The sequence below is a fragment of the Acinetobacter lwoffii genome (assembly GCF_029024105.1).
In the GTDB taxonomy this organism is placed as follows: domain Bacteria; phylum Pseudomonadota; class Gammaproteobacteria; order Pseudomonadales; family Moraxellaceae; genus Acinetobacter; species Acinetobacter lwoffii.
In genome coordinates, this window is the sequence record NZ_CP118963.1 from 2,853,901 (window position 1) to 2,875,766 (window position 21,866).

At 44.6% G+C, this 21,866-nt stretch carries 18 protein-coding genes; 9 read left to right on the plus strand and 9 right to left on the minus strand.

Features of this window, described 5'->3' with window-relative positions; genetic code table 11:
* The first annotated feature begins 54 nt into the window (after positions 1 to 54).
* Positions 55 to 1,767, plus strand: coding sequence for an electron transfer flavoprotein-ubiquinone oxidoreductase (locus PYW33_RS13765; protein ID WP_004278561.1), 1,713 nt, complete (start codon positions 55 to 57; stop codon positions 1,765 to 1,767).
* Between the two features lie 41 nt (positions 1,768 to 1,808).
* Here PYW33_RS13765 and PYW33_RS13770 read toward each other — a convergent pair whose 3' ends face one another.
* The gene (locus tag PYW33_RS13770) at positions 1,809 to 2,327 is read right to left on the minus strand and encodes a hypothetical protein (RefSeq protein ID WP_004278562.1); all 519 of its coding nucleotides are present in this window, start codon (positions 2,325 to 2,327) and stop codon (positions 1,809 to 1,811) included.
* Positions 2,328 to 2,430: 103 nt separating this feature from the next.
* Positions 2,431 to 2,688: a sulfurtransferase TusA gene (tusA, locus tag PYW33_RS13775; RefSeq protein ID WP_004278563.1), complete on the minus strand. Its 258-nt coding sequence runs from the start codon at positions 2,686 to 2,688 to the stop codon at positions 2,431 to 2,433.
* 201 nt (positions 2,689 to 2,889) lie between these two features.
* Here tusA and PYW33_RS13780 point away from each other — a divergent pair, with 201 nt between their 5' ends.
* Both PYW33_RS13780 and lnt read left to right on the plus strand, forming a co-directional pair.
* A complete protein-coding gene (locus PYW33_RS13780; RefSeq protein ID WP_004278564.1) occupies positions 2,890 to 3,729 on the plus strand; it encodes an HlyC/CorC family transporter in 840 nt (279 codons plus the stop codon).
* Positions 3,726 to 5,285, plus strand: a complete 1,560-nt coding sequence (lnt, locus tag PYW33_RS13785) for an apolipoprotein N-acyltransferase (protein WP_004278565.1) — start codon at positions 3,726 to 3,728, stop codon at positions 5,283 to 5,285. Before PYW33_RS13780 ends, lnt begins: the two co-directional genes overlap by 4 nt.
* 153 nt (positions 5,286 to 5,438) lie before the next feature.
* Here the strand turns inward: lnt and PYW33_RS13790 are convergent, their stop codons facing one another.
* From PYW33_RS13790 to gspF, 3 genes are all read right to left on the minus strand, one after another.
* Complete coding sequence (locus PYW33_RS13790) at positions 5,439 to 5,774, minus strand: hypothetical protein (RefSeq protein WP_004278566.1); 336 nt, start codon at positions 5,772 to 5,774, stop codon at positions 5,439 to 5,441.
* A 284-nt stretch (positions 5,775 to 6,058) separates the two neighbouring features.
* The gene (gene gspG, locus PYW33_RS13795; RefSeq protein WP_004278567.1) at positions 6,059 to 6,493 is read right to left on the minus strand and encodes a type II secretion system major pseudopilin GspG; all 435 of its coding nucleotides are present in this window, start codon (positions 6,491 to 6,493) and stop codon (positions 6,059 to 6,061) included.
* Between the two features lie 79 nt (positions 6,494 to 6,572).
* Complete coding sequence (gene gspF / locus PYW33_RS13800) at positions 6,573 to 7,778, minus strand: type II secretion system inner membrane protein GspF (RefSeq protein ID WP_004278568.1); 1,206 nt, start codon at positions 7,776 to 7,778, stop codon at positions 6,573 to 6,575.
* A gap of 150 nt (positions 7,779 to 7,928) precedes the next feature.
* On the opposite strand from gspF, the gene PYW33_RS13805 reads away from it, so the two are divergent.
* The 6 genes from PYW33_RS13805 to PYW33_RS13830 all read left to right on the plus strand — a co-directional run bounded on the left by PYW33_RS13805 (position 7,929) and on the right by PYW33_RS13830 (position 14,950).
* Positions 7,929 to 10,151, plus strand: coding sequence for a primosomal protein N' (locus PYW33_RS13805; RefSeq protein ID WP_004647346.1), 2,223 nt, complete (start codon positions 7,929 to 7,931; stop codon positions 10,149 to 10,151).
* Between the two features lie 75 nt (positions 10,152 to 10,226).
* A complete protein-coding gene (locus PYW33_RS13810) occupies positions 10,227 to 12,080 on the plus strand; it encodes a cation:proton antiporter domain-containing protein (protein ID WP_004647345.1) in 1,854 nt (617 codons plus the stop codon).
* A gap of 50 nt (positions 12,081 to 12,130) precedes the next feature.
* Positions 12,131 to 13,006, plus strand: a complete 876-nt coding sequence (gene hslO, locus PYW33_RS13815; protein ID WP_004647344.1) for an Hsp33 family molecular chaperone HslO — start codon at positions 12,131 to 12,133, stop codon at positions 13,004 to 13,006.
* A gap of 321 nt (positions 13,007 to 13,327) precedes the next feature.
* Positions 13,328 to 13,789: a DUF2147 domain-containing protein gene (locus PYW33_RS13820; RefSeq protein WP_004647343.1), complete on the plus strand. Its 462-nt coding sequence runs from the start codon at positions 13,328 to 13,330 to the stop codon at positions 13,787 to 13,789.
* Positions 13,790 to 14,273: 484 nt separating this feature from the next.
* Positions 14,274 to 14,603: a chaperone modulator CbpM gene (locus PYW33_RS13825; protein WP_004647342.1), complete on the plus strand. Its 330-nt coding sequence runs from the start codon at positions 14,274 to 14,276 to the stop codon at positions 14,601 to 14,603.
* Positions 14,604 to 14,692: 89 nt separating this feature from the next.
* Complete coding sequence (locus PYW33_RS13830; RefSeq protein ID WP_004278574.1) at positions 14,693 to 14,950, plus strand: HP1242/YdcH family protein; 258 nt, start codon at positions 14,693 to 14,695, stop codon at positions 14,948 to 14,950.
* 114 nt (positions 14,951 to 15,064) lie between these two features.
* Here the strand turns inward: PYW33_RS13830 and PYW33_RS13835 are convergent, their stop codons facing one another.
* From PYW33_RS13835 to recD, 4 genes are all read right to left on the minus strand, one after another.
* Entirely contained in the window at positions 15,065 to 16,300 is a 1,236-nt protein-coding gene (locus PYW33_RS13835) for a magnesium transporter CorA family protein (RefSeq protein ID WP_004647341.1), read from the minus strand.
* A gap of 250 nt (positions 16,301 to 16,550) precedes the next feature.
* Positions 16,551 to 18,638 (minus strand): polyribonucleotide nucleotidyltransferase, encoded by a 2,088-nt coding sequence (pnp, locus tag PYW33_RS13840; protein WP_016806862.1) that lies wholly within the window; start codon positions 18,636 to 18,638, stop codon positions 16,551 to 16,553.
* Positions 18,639 to 18,898: 260 nt separating this feature from the next.
* Positions 18,899 to 19,168 (minus strand): 30S ribosomal protein S15, encoded by a 270-nt coding sequence (rpsO, locus tag PYW33_RS13845; protein ID WP_004278577.1) that lies wholly within the window; start codon positions 19,166 to 19,168, stop codon positions 18,899 to 18,901.
* An 894-nt stretch (positions 19,169 to 20,062) separates the two neighbouring features.
* Positions 20,063 to 21,844, minus strand: a complete 1,782-nt coding sequence (recD, locus tag PYW33_RS13850; RefSeq protein ID WP_004647339.1) for an exodeoxyribonuclease V subunit alpha — start codon at positions 21,842 to 21,844, stop codon at positions 20,063 to 20,065.
* Positions 21,845 to 21,866 lie beyond the last annotated feature (22 nt).

Consider the following 21,866-nt stretch of genomic DNA (forward strand, 5'->3'; position numbering starts at 1 on the left):
GCACCCAATCATATGATTATGGTTGCCACCGAATAGTAATATGAGGAGTCCTACATGGAACACATCGAACGTGAATCGATGGAGTTTGACGTCGTCATCGTAGGCGCAGGCCCTGCGGGTCTTTCTGCTGCGATCAAAATCCGTCAACTTGCAATTGAAAACAACTTAAACGATTTGTCCGTTTGTGTCGTAGAAAAAGGCTCCGAAGTCGGTGCACATATTCTGTCTGGTGCTGTGCTTGAACCACGTGCCATGAACGAGCTGTTCCCCGACTGGAAAGAACAGGGTGCCCCGCTGAATGTCCCGGTGACTGAAGATAAAACCTTCTTCCTGCTTTCAGATGAAAAATCACAGGAAGCACCGCACTGGATGGTGCCTAAAACCATGCATAACGATGGCAACTATGTCATTTCACTGGGCAATGTGGTGCGCTGGTTAGGCCAGAAAGCGGAAGAACTGGAAGTGTCGATCTTTCCGGGCTTTGCCGCGTCTGAAATTCTGTATCATGCCGATGGTACAGTCAAAGGCATCCAAACCGGTGATATGGGTATTGGTAAAGATGGCGAACCAACGCATAACTTTACCCCGGGTTATGAACTGCATGCCAAATACACAATTTTCGCTGAAGGCTGTCGTGGTCACTTAGGTAAACGTCTGATCCAGAAGTTCAACCTGGACAAGGACGCTGATCCGCAACACTACGGTATCGGCATTAAAGAGCTTTGGGAAATCGATCCTGCCAAGCATAAACCGGGTCTGGTGATGCACGGTGCCGGCTGGCCACTAAATGAAACTGGTTCTTCAGGTGGCTGGTGGTTATACCATGCTGAGAATAACCAGGTGACTCTGGGCATGATCGTAGATCTGTCTTACACCAACCCGCATATGTATCCCTTCATGGAAATGCAGCGCTGGAAAACCCATCCATTGATCAAGCAGTATCTGGAAGGTGGTAAGCGTATTTCTTATGGTGCGCGTGCTGTGACCAAAGGTGGTTTTAACTCATTACCAAAATTCACCTTCCCGGGTGGTTCTTTGATTGGTGATGATGCCGGCTTCCTGAACTTTGCCAAGATCAAGGGTTCACATACTGCGATGAAATCCGGCATGCTCTGCGGTGAAGCGGTGTTTGAAGCGATTGCTGCTGGTGTAGAAAAAGGCGGTGATCTGGCGGTGGCGCGTGTAGTGGAAGGCGAAGATTTCTTTGTCAAAGAACTGACTGCTTATACCGACAAGTTTAACAACAGCTGGCTGAAAGAAGAGCTGTATAACTCGCGTAACTTTGGCCCGGCAATGCACAAGTTCGGTCAATGGATCGGGGGTGCCTTTAACTTTATCGACCAGAACGTGTTTAAAGTGCCATTTACCCTGCACGATCTGGTTCAAGACCATGCTGCACTAAAAACCCAGGCAGCTGAAAGCTTCAAGCCAAACTATCCAAAACCGGATGGCAAGCTGACCTTTGACCGTCTGTCTTCAGTGTTTGTATCGAATACCGTGCATGAAGAAAACCAGCCAGCGCATCTGAAACTCACCGATGCTTCAATTCCGGTGGAAGTGAACCTGCCGAAATGGGATGAGCCTGCACAGCGTTACTGCCCGGCAGGTGTTTATGAAATCATGGAAAATAATGACGGTTCGAAACGCTTCCAGATCAATGCAGCCAACTGTGTGCACTGCAAGACCTGTGACATTAAGGACCCTTCCCAGAACATCACCTGGGTGACACCGGAAGGTGGCGGTGGTCCGAACTATCCAAATATGTAATCTCTCATATGAGATAAAAATAAACCCGCTTTAAAGCGGGTTTATTTTTTACAATGTCTTTCATACGAAGACCTAAATTTTAAAGCTACTAAGTGTCTAGTAGGTCCAACTGATACATATGTATCTTCAATATTATTAAATAAAGTCGCAAAAAGTGCTCCTTTAAAAGTCTCTTTTTGATCAAAAAAATAATACTTCGATGCTATATGATCAACTCTCTCTAAAATCATCGAACGTTTGATTGAAGATTTATCACTTACAAATTCTTTAGCATGAAAATCTAAAAAATCCATTCCATCTTTATAAAAAATCTTAGCATTGTCTCTATCATCTAAAATATCAGCCACTACAGAGCAATATAAATATTCAATTCCTTGTAGAGCTTTCCATTCATTTTCAGAGGGCAAAAAAATCATTAAATCTATATCTCTAAAAATACGATTTTCTATATTATCTAAATCTCGAATATTCTCAGATACTGCATAAACTTCTTCAGCTCGGGCAGTAACATTAACAAGTAAAAGGAAAAATATTCCTATTAAGTATTTTAATTTTTCCATTATTAATAATTTTCAACTTTTCAAAATTATAGCATTTACCATACTTTATTTTTTTAATTAAACTAAGATGCATAACTTTAAAGTTATGCATTTTTTTCATTTATTAGCCTTTCTTCACTAAATAATGAAATTCTTTATTACCATTTTCATCCAGACGTTCTTCCTGCAATAGCAACTCATGCCCCAAATGCATACAGAATTTTGGAATATCCCACGACGTTGAATTATCCGTGGCAAACACCTCAACCACATCACCTGCCTTAGATTTACGGATCGCCTGATGCAACATCATCACTGGCTCAGGACAACGTAAACCTCGGGTATTCAATTGCAGACTTGGAATAATTTCAGTTGGGGACATCGATAGACTCAGGATGGAAAGACCGCCATATTTTAGCATAAAGCTGCGATTACATTGCTGCTTTGCATACGTGGCCAGTTCCAAAATTAGGCCTGACTCGTATGATCAAGACTCTGCATCATATTTACAATAGACAAGCGTATTTTCTGCGGTATGATAAAACCACGTTTTTTTAGATATTAAGAGTCTTCAGGAAAAATCATGCACGAGGAATCAGGCCCGTCGTGGGGTATGCGCGGCTTACGCAAATGGCTGGGAACTGCACCCGAAACTCGCGACGAACTGCTAAAATTAGTACAAGATTCACGTCGATTTTTAGAACCCGATACTGTTGCCATGCTTGAGGGCGTTCTTGACCTCCCGGCAACCAAAATTCGTGAAGTCATGACGCCTCGCACGTCCATGATCAGCTTACAGGAAGATGACCAACTGCTGGATATCCTGCATGTGCTGGTCGAATCTGCGCATTCACGTTTTCCGGTATTTTCTTCCGATCAGACCGATAATGTAGTCGGCATTCTGTTGGCAAAGGATTTATTGCCTTTTCTAACTGAACCGACGGCCAAAGTCGATATTCGCGCGCTTATGCGTCAGCCTTTGTTTGTTCCAGAAAGCGCCCGCTCCGATCAGGTTTTGCGCATGTTGAAGAATACCCAGACGCATATTGCGGTGGTGATTGATGAATACGGTACGACTTCGGGTCTGGTGACGCTGGAAGATATTCTGGAAGAAATTGTCGGTGAAATTGAAGATGAACATGACAATGCTGATGAAGAAGCATACTACATTGTTCCGGACAATGATCCGACTACGGCCAATACCTGGGTGGTACAAGCGCTGACCCCAATTGAGTATTTCAATAATATGCTGGATGCGACTTTCCCTGATGATGAAGTGGAAACCATGGGTGGCTTGTTATTACAGGAAATTGGTCTGGTAAGTGATCTTGAAGGTCAGACCATTGAACTGGAAAACTGGCAATTTACCATTCTTGAGGCAGATTCACGCTCGATTCACCTAATTCGAGCCGTGCGCCAATGAGAGCGTATTTTGATAAGCTGTTGAGTTCTAATCAACAGCAAAAACCGTTGCCGCTGATCTATCCTGTTTTAATTGCCTTATTCGCAGGTGCCATCTTTAGTTTGGCACTAGCCCCCTATCATTACTGGTGGCTGGCCATTCTGTCTCCAGCACTGCTCTATGCCTGCCTGCGCGGACGTACAGCAAAACAGGCTTTTGGCATTGGCTGGGCTTATGGGATCGGCTTGTGGTTTGTCGGCGCATTCTGGCTCTATACCTCGATTCATGTCTATGGCGATACCAGTGCATTTCTCAGCGTTGTAATGATCCTGATTATGGCACTGGTGATGGGTCTGTTTAGTGCCGTTCAAACGTTTGTCTATCGCCGCTTTTTCCCGGAAACTCCTTTAACCTTTGCCCCGCTGTGGGTGCTGTTTGAATGGTCCAAGACCTGGGTCTTTACCGGATTCCCATGGCTATTCGCCGGCTATGCCTTTACCGAACGCTACCTAGATGCTTATGCGCCCTTATTCGGGGTGTTTGGCGTATCTTTCGTGGTGATCATTCTGGCCTGTGCGCTGGTTGAAATTCTAAATAGACGCCTGTTCTGGGCCATTCCTTCGGCAGTTTTATTACTCGGTGCCTGGGGCGCAGCACAGCTGACGTTTGTTGAGCAAAAAAATCAAAAGCCTTTAACGGTTTCCCTGATTCAGGGCAATATTCCGCAAGACTTGAAATGGCTAACTGAATATCAGGTGAAGACCTTATTGATTTATGCCAATTTGAGTAGAACCGAATGGGGCCGTGATCTGATCGTCTGGCCGGAATCTTCGATTCCCATGTTCCAGACTGATATTGAAGCCTTTCTGGAGGCCATGAAAGTACAAGCTGAAAAATCAGGCACTGCATGGGTGACCGGCATTCCATATTGGGATTTAGCAGAATCACAGGCTGCAGGCTATCCAAAATATTACAATAGCATTATGGCCAGCGGAAATGAATCTGATGGGCTATACAAGAAGCAACGACTGGTTCCCTTTGGTGAATATATCCCCTTATCAGGCTGGCTGAGCTGGGTCTTGCCAGGTCTGCAAAATGATCCTTCCATGAGTGGTTTTACCCGGGGCGCAGATCATCAAAAACCATTGAATGTGAAAAATCATCCATTGGGTTCTGCAATTTGTTATGAAGTGGCCTACCCGAATTTGACCCGTCGCAATGCCAGCCAAAGTGATTTTCTGGTGACCGTGTCTAATGATGCCTGGTTTACCGGCACGGCAGGACCATTACAGCATCTGCAAATGGTGCAAATGCGTGCTAAAGAAAATGGCCGCTGGTTTATTCGCGCCACCAATACCGGTGTAACCGCCTTTATTGACCACAATGGCCACATCGTGAAAAAAGCCCCGGTGGATCAGGAAGCGGTATTACGTGGTGAACTTCCAGCCATGCAGGGCGAAACGCTGTATATGAAACTCAGTGATTGGCCAGTGATGATCTTCTCAGTTCTGCTTTTGCTTATTGGATGGCGCTTCCGTCCACGTAAAGTGGATGTCAGCTTTAAGTCAAGAAGATAATTTCTTCAAGTCCCTCTTTTACAAAGAGGGATTTAGGGGATTCCTGAATATAGCACCTTATCAATCCCTCCTAAGCTCCCTTTATGAAAGCGAAGAACACTCAAGGCAATAAAAAACCGAGGTCACAGCCTCGGTTTTTTATCTCTTTAAAACTTAAAACTGTATAGCCAGATAACACACCATACTGGCAAGAGACAACATCGGCACATGACGATACAGGTTAACCAATGTCTGCTCAAATGCTGAACCTTGTTCGGCTTGAATGCGGATTACACTCGCATTTAATGCTGACCAGAAACACAGGGCTAATAAACTGCTCATCAAACTGATAGCAAAGAAAGCCACCATAATCTGGCTGCTGCCTTCGGTGCTTTGCCATAAATGGACGATTCCCTGACTGATCGGCAGCATGCTTAAAACCAGAAGAACAGATTTCAGCATCGACCAATGAAATTGATTGATTTCATCTCCTAAGATTAATGCTTTCATGTGCTTCTCCGTTGGCGAGTCAAGTACCATTCAGATCATTATGAGCTTTTTTAAATAAATAGAAAGTGTATGTTTATTCATATTTTACGAGAATTGTAATAGATAAATATGGGAATAATTCTTATTATAACTCGCATATCGTTTTTATTATTTCATTATTATAAATATCAATAACTTACATTATATTTAATAATTAATAGTTATTATCACTTCACTTCGTATTGAAATAGCCTATTAAGTGAAGTGATATATGCCATCTATCGAGAATTTATAATGATTCTCAATTAAGGCTGATAATAAATATCGGCATCTGTTCCTTCACCACCCGATTGACCATCTGCACCAAATGAATACAGATCGAAGCTGCGACCATCGGTGCCCGGAATCACATATTGCAGTTCATTATCCCAGCTGTCTTTTGGAAAACCGCCTTTGACATAACCGCCCGGCACCCAGTTTTTTGCAGTCGCTGGCTGATTCACCAGTGCATCCAGACCACCTTCCTGCATACTTGGATACTTGCCATTGTCCAGCTTGTATTGATCCAGTGAACCTGCAATGCTCTGCAACTTGATCACGGTGGTATCTACTTTGGCCTTTTCACCGCGTCCCATCACGTTCGGAACGATCAGCGCAGCAAGCACACCGAGAATAACAATCACCACCATGACTTCGATTAAGGTAAAGCCCGTCTGTTTATTTAATTGATTCCTTTTCATTCAATCTCTCTCATTTATTTGCATCATTCAGAATTTCCACTTGAATCTTGATCACAGCAAAATTCTAACTGGCTTCTGTTTAAATCATATTATTCATATTCACAATTGGCAGCATCACTGCAATCACAATCACCAAAACAATACTGGCCATCAATACCAGCATTAAAGGTTCCAGCAAGGCCAGTAAAGTTGAAATCAGGGTGGTCACTTCGCGATCCTGCATCTGTGAAGCACGTTCCAACATGCGGTCCAGTTCACCAGACGCTTCACCACTTTTGATCATTTGTACCATCATCGGCGGGAAATAACCACTGCGTTCCAGTTGGGTCGCCAGGTTGCCACCTTCAGTGACTTTTTCCGCTGCCAGATTGACAGCATCACGGATCACCCAGTTGTTACTGACTGCAGCACCAATGCGCAGTGCATCGACCAGCGGCACGCCAGACTGGGTCAAAATGGATAAGGTACTGGCAAAACGTGCGGCATTAATCCCGCGTGACAATTTGCCGAATAAAGGTAATTTTAAGGTCAGACGGTCAAAGGCATAATGCCCGGCGGTGGTTCTTAAAAACCGGACCAACAGGAAAATCCCCAAAGCACCACCAATCAATAAAAATGGCCAAGCAATGCGGATAAAATCACTGGCTTTCATCAAGGCCACGGTAATCCACGGTAAGGCGTCTTTACTCTGATCAAAAGTCTTGACGATATCCGGCACCACATAGGTCATCAGCCCCATCACGATCGCAAAGGACATCAGCATCAGGATAATCGGATAGACCATTGCACCCTGAATTTTTTTCTGCATGGCAAACCGGTTTTCGGTATAGTCAGCCAACTGATCCAGAATCAGGTCCAGATGTCCGGAACGCTCACCGGCCGCAATCGTAGCAATATACAGTTCAGGAAAACGTCCGGATTGCTGCAAACCCTGCGCCAGACTATGCCCTTCTAGTACCTTGGAGCGAACCGACATCAGCAGGTTTTGTACATGCACTTTTTCGCTTTGCTTGCCGACGGCGCGGATGGCTTCTTCCAGCGGAATCGCGGCAGCGACCAGCACAGATAGCTGCCGGGTCATGAGGGCCAGATCGTAGGCGGTGATGCTTTTTTCAAACCATTTTCGACGATGCTGCTGGTCTTTTTTTTCGACAGGATCAACAGAGACCGGAATAAGTGCTTTATCCCGTAATTGTTGCCGGATCTGACGTGCAGAATCCCCCTCCAGCACGCCTTTTTGCTGCTTTCCTGAAGCATCAAGCGCAATAAACTGATATGCAGGCATTGTAATGCTCTAATTTTCCAAAATTTTGCTTAACGCTGTTGCGTCAGACCACCGAAATCATTCATATTCTTTGATATAAATTATCTGCTCACTCTAACATAATCGAACTTTAAGCACGACGAAATTTCTTCAGGATCTCCACCCCAAGATATGCAAAATTCTCACACCGATTCCAGTCTACTTTATCGCGTACGCGTTGCTGTACCTGTACATGTATTTGATTGTTTTGATTACACAATGAGTGCAGAACAATTTGAACAGGCGCAGATTGGCGCACGTGTACTGGTATCGTTTGGTCGGCAGAATCTGGTCGGGGTGATTATCGAAAAACTGCCTGCAGACACTCCTCTCGACCCACGCTTTAAGCTTAAGGCAGTAACCGAACTGCTCGATGAACGCGCCATTATAGATGCCAAAGTTTTAAGTTTGTTGACATGGTCAGCGCAGTATTACCAGTTTCCGATCGGTGAAGTCGTCCACAGTGCCCTGCCGACTCTGTTGCGTCAGGGTAAGCCTTATAACCTGCTGGCCCGTACCTGGAAATTCCTGGACCCTGATGCCGAGGCCAAAGTACGCCGTTCGGACAAGCAGCAGGAAGCTTACCGGATTTTAAAACTGCATCCGGTCGGGACCACTGAAAATGTGCTGAACATGGCCGGGATTGAAACCGCGACCTTAAAAGCGCTGGAGAAAAAAGAGATTTGCGCCTGTGTGCTGGAGCCACAAGATTTCAATCCGCAGCCGATGCAGCTGGCACAAATGCCGCTTACTGCCAATCCTGAACAAAAACATGCAGTCGAACAGGTATTAAAATATCGCAATCAATATCAAGCTTTTTTACTGGATGGTCTGACCGGCAGCGGTAAAACTGAAGTGTATTTGCAGATCATGGAACAGGTACTGAAACAGGGCAAACAGGTGCTGGTGCTGGTGCCGGAAATCGGCCTGACGCCGCAAACCATCAGCCGTTTTCAGTCCCGTTTTCATTGCCATATTGCGTTGCTGCATTCCGGGCTGAATGATTCCAAACGGCTACAAGCCTGGCAGTCGGCAGAAACCGGCAAAGCCTCAATCGTACTCGGTACACGTTCTGCCATTTATACCCCGATGCCGAATCTGGGCCTGATCATTCTGGATGAAGAACATGACCTGTCCTTTAAACAGCAGGAAGGCTTCCGCTATCATGCCCGCGATGTCGCCCTGTACCGCGGCCATTTACAGCAATGTCCGGTAATCTTAGGGTCAGCCACACCAAGCATTGACAGTTATGCGCTGGTGCAACATGGCAAGATGCAGGCACTGGAGCTGAACCAGCGTGCCGGCACGGCCTTGATGCCCAAAATCCATATTCTGGATTTAAAAGTTGCGCAAAAAAAGCATGGGATTAGCCTGCAATTGATTCAGGACATCAAAAAGCGCCTGGAGAAAAAAGAACAGGTGCTGATTTTTTTAAACCGCCGTGGCTATGCCCCCGTCCTGCTGTGTGGCAGCTGTGGCTGGCAGGCGAAATGTCCGCACTGTGATGCCAACTTCACTGTACACCGCCAGCCTTATCAGCATCTACATTGCCATCACTGCGGTACTATTCACCGTATGCCGGAACACTGCCCACAATGTCAGCATCAGGAACTGATTACACTGGGTATGGGCACCGGCAAAGTCGAAGAGCATCTGAATGAGCTCTTTCCGGATTTTGAGGTGATTCGGGTCGATCGCGATTCCACCAGTCGGGTCGGCAGCTGGCAAAAAATCTATGACAAGATTCAGAAAAGCGAACCTGCCATTTTGCTTGGCACCCAGATGCTGGCCAAAGGCCATCATTTTCCTTATGTGACGCTGGTGGCGATTCTGGATATCGATTCCGGTCTGCTCAGTGTGGATTTCCGTGCTACTGAACGGACTGCACAACTGATTGTGCAGGTGGCAGGCCGCGCAGGCCGTGGTGAACATAAGGGTGATGTTTACCTACAGACCCTCAGACCTGATCATGCCCTGCTGAATACCCTGGTCAATGAAAATTATCGCGTATTTGCCCAGCAAACCTTAAAAGAACGGCAGATGGCCAGAATGCCGCCCTATCGTTATGCCATCCTGATTCGCTGTGAATCCAAGGATCAGTCACAAAATACCGAATTCTTACAGAAACATGCAGCACTCCTCAGGCAATATCCTGATCTGGAGCTGGACATCTGGGGACCGATTCCTGCGCCAATGGAACGCAAGGCGGGGCGCTATCAGTCGCATATGGTGCTATTGTCAGCGGATCGTCCACGTTTGCATTACTATGTGCGTAGCTGGTGGCAAAACATGCTGCAGGACAAACCTTCTAGCATGAAGCTCACGCTGGACATCGACCCTCAGGAACTGAGCTAAAAGATATTGCGCCTGAGGATCGATCTGGAATACGAAACTGCAAGTCTGGATCAAGAATAAATTTAGGGCAGGAAAATGTCGATACTGTTACAAATAACACTGGTTCTGGTCATTGCACTGTTGATAGTGCCACTGAGTAAAAGGCTCAGATTGCCAAGTGTGCTGGGCTATCTGTTAACAGGGATCATCTTAAGTCCAAGCCTTTTGCACCTGATTCAGACACCCGAAGTCATGAGTAGTTTCATGCAAGTCAGCCTGATGGCACTGATGTTCTGGATCGGCCTGCAACTCAGACCACAACGCATTGTGCAGATTAATCCCTCCCTGTGGATGATGGCTGCTTTACAGGTACTAATCAGCACCCTGATTTTCACGCTCATGGCCTGGGTTTTCCTTCAGCAAAGCCTACTCGCCAGCATTGTAATTGGACTCGCCGGCAGTTTGTCCGCCCTGACTTTGGTGATTCAACATCTCAATCATCAGGAACAGTTCGCCACCAGCTATGGTCAGCAAGCCTATTCGATTCTGCTGATTCATGCTCTGTTGGCCATTCTGGTGATTGCAGCCATTCCCTTATTTGCCGGGATTCGCTCGACCGAACATGGCGTGGCCTACTTTGCTGCCCTCATCGCGACGTTGAGCGGTCTGTTCCTGTGTAATCGCTACCTGATGCAACCGCTGTATCGCTGGATTGCCAAAAGTGGCAGTCATGAACTGCATGCGATTGTCGCGATTGCGGTGACCTTGGGGTTGCTGGTGTTAATGAATACCCTTGGACTGAATCTATTTCTCGGCGCCTTGTTTGCCGGCATTTTACTGGCAGATTCAGATTTCCGGCCTGCGGTAGAAAGTACGATTCGACCTTTTCAGGGCGTGTTGATCGGCTTGGCCTTTATCAGTCTGGGCATGTCACTGCACTTAGCTGATCTGCTGGATTTCCCCGGAATGATTCTGGGCGGCACTTTCGCTTTGATCTTGGTCAAGTTTGCAATCAGTCTGGCATTGGCACGTTATCATCAAAATAGCTGGCGCAATAGTACCCTGCTGGCAGCCAGTCTGGCGCAAGGCGGCGAATTTGCCTTACTGGCACTGGTGATTGCAGTATCCGACCAGATTATTACGGCCAATCTACTGTCCCCCTTGCTTTGGATGGTGAGTTTTTCCTTGCTGCTGACCCCCGCATTTTATTGGTTATTGCATAGCCAGATCTTACCGCGTCTGGATCGCCACAATCATCTGGCGGCAACCTTTGAAACCGATTCCAATCCTCAAGCCCATACACCAATCCTGCTGATTGGCTTTGGCCGCTTCGGACAGATTATTGCCCGGATTTTACTGCAGCAGCAACACGCTTTTAGTGTCATGGACAGCAATTTGCCAGCCACTGAACTTCTGGCGCAGTACGACATCCCTTTCTATCAGGCAGATGCAACAGAACCGGAAGCCTTGATACAGACCGGCATTGCTACAGCGCAACAGGTGATTGTGGCGATTGATGATATTGAAGACTCGATGCTGATCGTGCGGCATCTGCGGCTGAATTATCCTGAAACCTGTTTATGGATACGTGCCCGTGACCGGCATCATGTGCATTTATTGCAGGATTTGGGCGTGAAACACATCTGGCGTGAAACTTATCTTTCAGCTTTGGAACTCAGTCAGGCCTTACTAAACCAGCTCAATCCTGACCTCGAAAATAGCCAGCAACAGATTCAAAACTTCCGCGAACAGGATGAAAAACTGCTCAACAGCCAATATCATCTGGATCCGGATGAACATCCAAATTATGAAAATCAGCGGAGCAGTTTAGCCGAACTGGAGCATCTGTTTGCCCAGGATCAACGCCATAAAGCGCAAAAACAAGCTACACAGCAGCAACAGGATACAAACGGCGCAGGAATTGATACGTTAAGAGATGAACTGTCATAACTTGTGTTTTACAATAATGACACCATTAAAGCAGGGTTATGGAGAATTTTATGTCTGATTTACGCCAACGCTTTTTTATTGAAGATAGCCCTGTTCGTGGTGAAGTGGTGCATCTTGAAGAAGCTTTACAAACCATTTTAGCGCAACGTGACTATGCCCCTGCAGTTAAAATCCTGCTAGGTGAAATGCTCAGTGCCACTGCACTGCTGGCCAGCACATTGAAGATTAAAGGACGTATCAGCCTGCAAATTCAGGCATCAGGCACATTTAAATGGGCTATGGCTGAATGTAACCATTTGGGTGAAGTTCGCGCTTTGGCTGACTATGAAGAAGATCCGCACTTTCTGGTCGGTGAAGACAGCAGTACCGTGTTGAAGTCACTCACCTCTCCGGTTCTGTTCATCAATATCGAACCAGAATTTGGCGAGCGTTATCAGGGGATTGTACCCCTTGATAAAGAAAATTTGGCGGGCTGTCTGATGCAGTATTATGACCTGTCTGCACAGATTCCAACGCGCATTGTGCTGGCGAGCGACCATCAGCGTGCAGGTGGTTTACTGATTCAGCTGTTACCACGTAATAGTGAAGAAGAACAACGCCGGGTAGATGAAGACCTATGGCCACGTCTGACCATGCTCACAGAGACCCTAAAAACTGAAGAGTTAGTCGGTTTGCAAGCCACTGATATTCTGTATCGTTTATATAATGAAGAAGAAGTGCGTCTGCCAGATACGGAAGTGTTGAAGTTCGGTTGTACCTGCTCTAAAGAGCGTTGTGCAGTCGCTTTACAGCAAATCGGCGTAGAGTCGATCCGTGAAACGCTGGAATTCCAGAATCCGATCGAGATGGACTGCCAGTTCTGTAATAGCCAATATACCTTTACGGCTGAAGAAGCCTTGGGTCTATTTGGTAAACACCTGAGCTAAGTACTTAGAATCCTTAAGTTTAAAAGCATTCCTAGGAATGCTTTTTTTATATTTTAAAACCTATGGGACTGAGTTCAACAGAGCGTATTCCCCTACATTAGAAAACCCGTCTACTCCCTGAATCAAACTCTCCTGTGAATCCAATCTAAGAATCCCTGTTGAATTATAAGATTATTCACATTAACAAAACCTAAATATTCATCATTTTCAAAAAATTATGAGAAAGACTTCACAGTTCATCCTATTGATTTAATTATGCTTTTAAAATAAATTAGAGCAATAATTCTAAAATGAATACATCATCAATTTAACAGGTATGTTATGAGAAAATTATTGAATACTCTAGTAATGGGGATGAGTTTAGCAGCAGTTTCTAGCTTGGCCTTTGCCTATGAAGATCCGTTATTGGGTAAATGGAAAACCATCGATGATCAATCGGGTTATTCTCGTGCGGATGTGGAAATTCGCAAGAAAGCAGATGGCAGTTATGAAGGGGTGATTGTCGAAACACGCAGCCTGCCTGGCGCAGAAAAAATGGGGATCTGTCATAAATGTCCAGGTCAGCTCAAGAACAAGCCTTTTCTAGGCCTGCCGTTTATCTGGGATTTTAAGGCAGATCCGAAAAAGCCGCGGGAATACCATGATGGCAAAGTGCTTGATCCGATCAGTGGCAAAGTTTACAAAGGTAAAGCACGCTTAAGTGCCAATGGCAAACGTCTTACCTTGCGTGGTTATGTCGGGGTATCGGTAATTGGCCGCAGTGTAACCTGGGTAAAATATTAATTTCAGAAATATTTTCAAAGCCCCTGTATCAGGGGCTTTTTTCTTTGTCATGATTTGAAACAATAAGGTACAAATAAAAACTGTTTTGGGGCAGGCAAAGTCATAATAATGGATTGAAGACGGTTATTTTTTATCCATTTATGATGATCAATCTTCAGCCTCGTTCAATTTTGCCCTTTGGTCTGCTTTACAGACTTCATATGGCACCCTCTATTCAACACAGGAAAGTGATTGAATACGCTTTGTCGATAACACATAAAATTATAAAAACCATTTCAGCTTTAACCTTCTTTGCCTCGCATGCTGCTGATAAAGATCCGGTCAGACCGACTGATTCATCAACTACCAGCGCATCCCGACTCTTGACTCATGATCATTTGAGTCATCACTCTGAGTCTGCATGTCCAAGGATTGGAAAGCGTTCTATTTTAGCACCTTCCCTTTCTCCGGATTTTGCACACTTGGCTGTTTAAGGAGTAGACCCATGACTACGATTCAGTACCAAGAAAGTTTTTCCCAAGGTTATACCCCCTCAGAAATTATAGACGATCGTTCATTTGACTTGATCCACTTTGCAGAAGCGTGTGGACAAAGCCCGGAATGGGTCATGCAGTTAATTGAACATGGAATTTTACCAAATCGTTCTACAACCCCGACCAGCACTTTCCTCGGTGAAGATATCTCGCGTGCACAACGCGCCTATCGCCTGCAACGCGATTTTGATGCCTCATTTAGCGCCGTTGCCATGATGCTGGACCTCATTGATGAAGTGCAGGAGTTACGTCGCGAGGTCAAACATTTGCACTTCAAGTAAATCCTTTTCATGTTCTGTCGATCTGCATTTTCAAGTGCAGATCAGAACATATTTATATTTAATTTTATGATTAGAGTATAAGAATCCCTATGAAAACCAAAGATTGCAATAAGAAAATCAAATACATGTTTCCCGAATACCGCGACTTGATTGTGCAACTTCGCGAGGAAAATCCCTATTTTGCCAAGTTATTCGAGGAACATAATGAGCTGGACAAAGAAATCAGCCAGCTTGAACTTGATCCAGTCAATCATATCAACAATGATATTGAGGCGATCAAGCGTAAAAAACTGAAATTAAAAGATGAAATCTATAAAATACTGACTCGAACAGCTCAAGTTGAGTGATCAGCAGAACAGAGTGTTGATTTCTACAGAGCTAATCTAAAATTGAAGTCCACTGATCTACGTGTGCTTGAAAAATAGGACAACTTTTATAAATATCGATTGATAAAGGTAGCTCTATTTTAATTTGGTCAGCTTTTCAACTTCTTTCATGGTCTCTTTCACTGATTGCTTAATCGGCTCATAGTCCAGGAACCAGAACAGATTCACGTGTTGATTCTTATGCTGTTGTGCCAGTAGATCAATCACACTGCGCTCCCCTCGGCCGACCAGATGTCTGCGATAGAAATAATACACCAGCAATACCGTGCTAATGAACATGATCATTAACATACTCCAGAACCCGACAGGAGATTTCGCCCCCGGAATAAATTCAAAGTTCATCCCGTAAATCCCGGTCAATAAGGTCAGCGGTGCAAAAATAGCGGTAATTATCGCCAAGATGCGCATATTTTCATTGGTCTGATTAGCAATGGCTGAAAAATGCAGGTCGATAGCCGCCTGAATCGAGGCACGCAAACGAACAGTGTGTTTTTGGATGCGCTCTACATGGCTGACCAGGTCATTCATTCGGACCAGCATAATATCCTGCCGTTCCGACTTCTTCTTGCCTTTCAAGTGTGGATAATTATCGATAATTTCATCTCGCAGTTCTTGCAAGGTATCAATTTGCTCTTCACAGAGATTTTCCACTTGTTGAAAAGATATGCTTTCTTGCAATAACTGGTTCCATTTAGTAAAGCGGCGATGCCCCTGTAATAACTCCTGTTGCCAGAATTCAACCCGTCGGGTTAAAGGCACACGTAAATCCAAATAACCATCCACCATGCTATTCAGCAAACGTAACGATAAATCCAGCGGGGTCATCGGGAGTTTTCGTGACTTATTTTGTTCCTGAGTGGAACGGATCACATGGGTTTCAATACGGGAAATATAATTTTTTATTGCTTTATTGCCTTGCTCACGTACTGTAATCAGCACTTGAGGAGTCATGATAAAACTAATCGGAGTAGTCGCCAGACCAAATACTTTTTCATGCTGTTCCAGCGCCTGCTCACCGCTCTCGATGTCATCATCCGGGGTAATCAGCTTGCGAAAAATAAGCAACTCATAGTCATCCATGCTATCAAATACACAAGGATGTTCTAAATTAAGAATATCGTTTACATGCAATTCGTTTAGGTATAAATGGGTCTGCTGTTCTATTTCTTTTTGCCAAGTCTCAGCCCGATTAACCACATCTGCCCGGGTATAGTCGATCCAGATAAATTCAGGTTCGGCTTGAGCAATAGGCTCTTTTTGTACAAAAATATGATGTTCGGTCGGATGTTGGTAAAAATAATAAACCTGCATTAAGACAATTCTCTATTCACAATTCTGCTTTTTGTTGTTGCAGGATAGAGCTAGGCCTTCCCCATCTATCCGTCTTAAAATTATGAGCCGAGCCGAAGACTTAAGCAATCCAATCAGTCTTTATTTGCGTAGCAGAATCTTATTGAAGGCATAAAAAAAGCCCTGAGCCAGCCAAAGTAAACACTTTGACCAATCTCAGGGCTTTTTTGTTGTTATTCACATGAGTTTTCCCATGTGAATATTTTAAGAATTAAACTTGTTCGATGTCTTTCATCGTCAATTTGATACGGCCACGGTTATCAACATCCGCAACCTGTACTTTCACTTCTTGACCTTCTTTCAATACATCTGCCACGTTCGCAATACGTTCGTTTGAGATTTGAGAGATGTGAAGCAAGCCATCAGTACCTGGCAGGATATTTACGAACGCACCGAATTCAACGATACGAATCACTTTACCTGTATAAATTGTACCTGGCTCGATTTCAGCAGTAAGTGCCTGGATCTTGGCAACTGCAGCTTGCGCAGCCGCTTTAGTTTCACCAAATACGCGAACTGTACCGTTATCTTCGATATCGATCGCTGCTTTAGTTTCTTCAGTAATTGCACGAATGGTCGCGCCGCCTTTACCGATCACATCACGGATTTTATCCGGGTTAATGTTGATCACCTGGAATGTCGGTGCGTGCATCGAAATTTCAGGACGCGCACGTGAAATCACTTGGTTCATCTCATTCAAGATGTGCATACGACCCGCATAAGCCTGATTCAATGCAGATTCCATGATCTCTTCAGTGATACCTTCGATCTTGATGTCCATTTGTAGCGCAGTAATACCGTTTGCAGAACCAGCTACTTTAAAGTCCATGTCGCCCAAGTGATCTTCATCACCCAAGATGTCAGAAAGAACTGCGAAACGCTCGCCTTCTTTCACTAGACCCATCGCAATACCTGCAACTGGTGCTTTAAGTGGAACACCAGCATCCATCAATGATAATGAAGCACCACATACAGACGCCATTGAAGATGAACCGTTAGATTCAGTGATGTCAGATACGATACGGATCACGTATGGGAAGCGGTCAGCCGCAGGAAGTACAGCTTGAACACCACGACGTGCCAGACGACCGTGACCGATTTCACGACGCTTAGGACCAGATTCACGACCCGTTTCACCTACAGAGTATGCAGGGAAGTTGTAGTGCAACATGAAGTTGTCAGTTTTGGTACCTGCAAGAGTATCAACCATCAACGCATCACGTGTATTACCCAAAGTCGTTGTGACCAAGGCTTGAGTTTCACCACGTGTGAACAATGCAGAACCATGAGCACGATCTAGAACGCCTACTTGTACGTCGATTGCACGAACAGTTTTGGTATCACGACCATCAATACGTGGCTTACCAGACAGGATGTTGTCACGTACGGTACGGTATTTAAGGTCTTCGAACAGCTCATTTACTTCTTCTGCAATGCCAGTTTCGTCATTTTCAGGAACGAACTGTGCAACTGCTTCTGCATAAAGCGCGTCAAGTGCCGCATAACGGTCTTGTTTCACTGCAATCGTGTAAGCTTCAGAGATTTTCGCTTCGAAAGCTTCTTTCAATTTACCAAGAAGTTCTTCGTTTTTAACTGGAGCAACCCAAGTTGACTCAACCGCGCCTGCAGCTGCAGCAAATTCTTTGATCGCCTGGATCGCAATTTGCATTTCGTCATGACCGAACAATACAGCGCCCAGCATTTGGTCTTCTGAAAGCTCTTTCGCTTCAGATTCAACCATCAATACTGCAGATTCCGTACCCGCAACAACAAGATCAAGATCAGACTCTTTAAGTTGTTCAAGGTTTGGGTTCAGGATGTATTCACCGTTGATTAAACCAACGCGCGCGCCACCAATCGGACCACGGAAAGGTGTACCAGCGATAGACAATGCAGCTGAAGTACCTAACATTGCAGCAATGTCAGCATCCATGGTTTTGTCAGAAGAAATAACAGTAGCTGTAACTTGAATTTCGTTAAAGTAACCTTCTGGGAACAACGGACGAATTGGACGGTCAATCAGACGTGAAATCAAAGTTTCAGCTTCAGACTGACGGCCTTCACGCTTGCCATAACCACCCGGGATACGACCAGCAGCATATTGCTTTTCTTGATAGTTTACAGTCAATGGGAAGAAGTCTTGACCTGCTTTTGCTTTAGGCTGTGCCACAACAGCAACAAGTACTTGTACGCCGCCCATGGTGATCACAACAGTATTTGCCTGACGGGCAACACGACCTGTTTCCAGGATAACGTTGTGCTGACCGAATTGGAATTCTTTACGAATAATATTAAACATTGACATGTTTTATTTTTTCCTAGTTCTTGTGAACAATTATTCTAGTGGAGACCCCTAAGGTTTGGCATTCATGACCATATGGACGAGTAAATGACAAAGCTTAGAAGCCGACCTCACCAGATTAAATACTATTTTTAAACACAAAGAAGGAGCGAAACATTCGCCCCTTCCACTGGCTTAGCGCAAAGCTAAACCGACTTTAGTTTTCAGCAATAAAGCACAAAGCATGCAATACACCCGAAAATAAAGTTTAAATCGAATTAACGACGTAAACCTAAAGCACCGATCAATGCTACATAACGACCGTGGTCTTTACCGTTAAGGTAGTCAAGTAGTTTACGACGTTGGTTAACCATACGGATAAGACCGCGACGGCTATGGTGGTCGTGTTTGTGCTCTTTGAAATGACCTTGTAAATCATTGATTTGAGCAGTTAAAAGAGCTACTTGAACTTCTGGTGAACCAGTGTCGTTTTCAGCGCGAGCGAATTTAGCCATGATCTCTGCGCGATCTGCGTTAGTTAAAGCCATTCGATTTCTCCGAGATGCTTGTATATTTTGATAAAAATCAAAGTGATGAGAATTCAAAACCTTGACTGCCGTGCATCACTACAGCAAGTTGCATATTTTAAGGGAAAACGCATCAAATTGCAAAAATAGATCCAGATTTTTGCATGGTTTTGGTTGCTCATTGATACAGCTCAGATCCGATGACTCTTGTTCCTTAAAGATTTAGGTTTTGCATTATTTTAATGAAATAAATCCAGAATAAATTAAATATAGAAACTCCTTTGAAAAGCCCGCAAACCCTTTAGCTCGCTTGAATCTTCAGCTACTCCCCATAGAAAATGGATAAAAAAAAGCCCGAGTAAACTCGGGCTTTTTGGCGCTGTAGTTCTTTCTCTTATCATTATTATTTATTGTATTATTATGGCGTTTTACGCTTATTATTATTTTCAAACATCCTGTTGAAAAATCATCTTCCTTGTGTGGTAGATTTTGCCATATTCCCACCAGACAAATAGAGGTATTTGCCTCATTTTGCTGTAAGCCATTTCGTACATCACAGGGTGAAAATTTGCATAATGTTACATAGCTCTCGTTTTATTTAACGCTATTTACTTAAGTTTACTGGCTAGGGCTGAAAATTTTTGCTAAGAAATTAGGATAAAAATCCAGCAAGCTTCCTATAAAAAAATCAGGATATAAAAAAGCCTTGTAGTCTCTCCCAAAACTACAAGGCTTAGCGGCTGTAAGTTTCCTCTTTCACTTACTTCACTGTAAGTTCGCTGTCTACCGACATTATTATTATCATTATACGATTATGCTCAACTTTCCGTGTTGAGTTATTTTGTAGAACCAATCTTCTCAAAAACCGAGCAAAAGCTCTATGCGTCAATTTCCTGAATCCTTGTAAGCTTTTACCTACAAGATTTGATTATTTTTGCCAATTAAATTACTAGATTTTTCAATGATTTTTTGGCTCAAACCACTTTTCCGGGTGGTTCTGACACAAAGTGCTTGTGTAAAAGCATCATAATCTACCAATAAACTGACCACTTTTTTGGCTCGAGTAATTGCAGTATAAATCAACTCTTTGCTCAATAAATTTTTTGCATATTGATCCAGCACCACTGCGGTATGGGAAAATTCTGAACCTTGAGATTTGTGAATGGTCAGTGCAAAAGCAGTTTCAATACTTTTAGGTAAACGGGTGGCTAACACCCATTTTTCTAAACTCGGAAAATACACTTCAAACTGGTGCTGACCAGATTGCTCACGTAAAAAACAGATGCCAATATCACCATTGGACAGCCCCAACTGATAGTCGTTATAACTCATCATGACGGGGCGTCCGACATACCAGTCGCCCTGTTTCAACTGCCCTTGGGCTGCTAAAAAGCGTTGCTCAATCTGCAGGTTGATCTTGATCAGACCCAAATCACCAGAACGGATTGCTGTTAAAATCCGGTAATCATCAAAAGTTTTGACTACCTGTTGCACATACTGCTCAAAATCAGCTGAGTTTCGTTCTGTTTTTATGGCCTGTATATAAGCCTGATAACCATACATCAGCTGGTCATAATACTGATTCAAGTTATGCGCGGTCTGTTCGGCGCCAGCGAGCAGGTACTGCAGCTGCAAATGGTCGATCTCAACCTGATCCAAATCGATCGCCTGTAACTCACTGGCTGCTAGAATCTGTTGCTCAAATTTCTGCAAGACGTGAGAAGGCTCATGATTCTGCTGGATAAACTCCGCCATTGCGCCAATCTTGGCCCCAGTCGCAAAACGTCGTGTGGTGATTAAATTGACCCGATTATCGTCCAGAGTCGCTACTTGCTGTAAATCTGCCAGTACCGTTCCGACATCCACAGAGGCCAGCTGGTCTGCATCACCGAGTAAAATCAGCCGTGCATGAGACGGTACGGCGGCCAGCAACATCTGTGACAGATTCAAATCCAGCATTGAGGCTTCATCGACCACGATCACATCATAGGGCAAAGGCTGTTTGGCATGAAAGCGTGGCTGTCCGCGAGTGCCCAGACCCAATAAGCGATGCAGGGTCACCGGTTGTAACTGTTTTAATGCTTCTAGCTCAAACTGTTGTAGAGCTTCACTATGCAAGGCTTTTTGCAGTGCTTCTTTCATGCGCTGTGCGGCCTTTCCGGTAGGTGCTGCCATGGCAATCCGGATATTTGGCAAGGCTTCATGCAGGACCGCAATCATATGCGCCAAGGTATAGGTTTTACCGGTACCCGGACCGCCGCTAATAATATTCAGCGCCTGCCGCGCAACCATTTCCAGTGCCAATTTTTGCTGTGGATCTGACAATAAATTGCGATCACGTTCGGATAAATCAATAGCGGCAACCGGTTGGGCTTTAATCCGAGCAATATGTGAGGCTACTGCCTGTTCCAGTTGCCAATAGCGGTACAGATATAAATGCTGATCTGCACAAATAAATGGTGCAATTCCTGTACTTTGCTGACGGCGATCTAGAACCAGATTATGTAATAGGGCAACCTGCTGAGGATCAACTTCGATACAGCTATCCCCTGCCTGTATCGCCTCAAGCAGTTGCTGAATCAAGAATTTTGCTGCCGGATCAAATGTAGCCGTACTAAACGGCGGCTGACACAAATAGTCAATCCAGGCTATTAAACTGGAATCTTGCTGCGACACGTGATTCTGCTCATTTTCCACACAGTTATCCTCAAATTTATCC

Bases quoted from the DNA above. Each gene is read 5' to 3' on its own strand.
- pnp (WP_016806862.1), bottom strand. From the start codon at position 18,638: ATGTTTAATATTATTCGTAAAGAATTCCAATTCGGTCAGCACAACGTT.
- PYW33_RS13780 (WP_004278564.1), top strand. From the start codon at position 2,890: ATGCACGAGGAATCAGGCCCGTCGTGGGGTATGCGCGGCTTACGCAAA.
- rpsO (WP_004278577.1), bottom strand. From the start codon at position 19,168: ATGGCTTTAACTAACGCAGATCGCGCAGAGATCATGGCTAAATTCGCT.
- PYW33_RS13825 (WP_004647342.1), top strand. From the start codon at position 14,274: ATGACTACGATTCAGTACCAAGAAAGTTTTTCCCAAGGTTATACCCCC.
- gspG (WP_004278567.1), bottom strand. From the start codon at position 6,493: ATGAAAAGGAATCAATTAAATAAACAGACGGGCTTTACCTTAATCGAA.
- PYW33_RS13810 (WP_004647345.1), top strand. From the start codon at position 10,227: ATGTCGATACTGTTACAAATAACACTGGTTCTGGTCATTGCACTGTTG.
- PYW33_RS13820 (WP_004647343.1), top strand. From the start codon at position 13,328: ATGAGAAAATTATTGAATACTCTAGTAATGGGGATGAGTTTAGCAGCA.
- PYW33_RS13830 (WP_004278574.1), top strand. From the start codon at position 14,693: ATGAAAACCAAAGATTGCAATAAGAAAATCAAATACATGTTTCCCGAA.
- tusA (WP_004278563.1), bottom strand. From the start codon at position 2,688: ATGTCCCCAACTGAAATTATTCCAAGTCTGCAATTGAATACCCGAGGT.
- gspF (WP_004278568.1), bottom strand. From the start codon at position 7,778: ATGCCTGCATATCAGTTTATTGCGCTTGATGCTTCAGGAAAGCAGCAA.
- PYW33_RS13765 (WP_004278561.1), top strand. From the start codon at position 55: ATGGAACACATCGAACGTGAATCGATGGAGTTTGACGTCGTCATCGTA.
- PYW33_RS13805 (WP_004647346.1), top strand. From the start codon at position 7,929: ATGCAAAATTCTCACACCGATTCCAGTCTACTTTATCGCGTACGCGTT.
- PYW33_RS13835 (WP_004647341.1), bottom strand. From the start codon at position 16,300: ATGCAGGTTTATTATTTTTACCAACATCCGACCGAACATCATATTTTT.
- hslO (WP_004647344.1), top strand. From the start codon at position 12,131: ATGTCTGATTTACGCCAACGCTTTTTTATTGAAGATAGCCCTGTTCGT.
- lnt (WP_004278565.1), top strand. From the start codon at position 3,726: ATGAGAGCGTATTTTGATAAGCTGTTGAGTTCTAATCAACAGCAAAAA.
- PYW33_RS13770 (WP_004278562.1), bottom strand. From the start codon at position 2,327: ATGGAAAAATTAAAATACTTAATAGGAATATTTTTCCTTTTACTTGTT.
- PYW33_RS13790 (WP_004278566.1), bottom strand. From the start codon at position 5,774: ATGAAAGCATTAATCTTAGGAGATGAAATCAATCAATTTCATTGGTCG.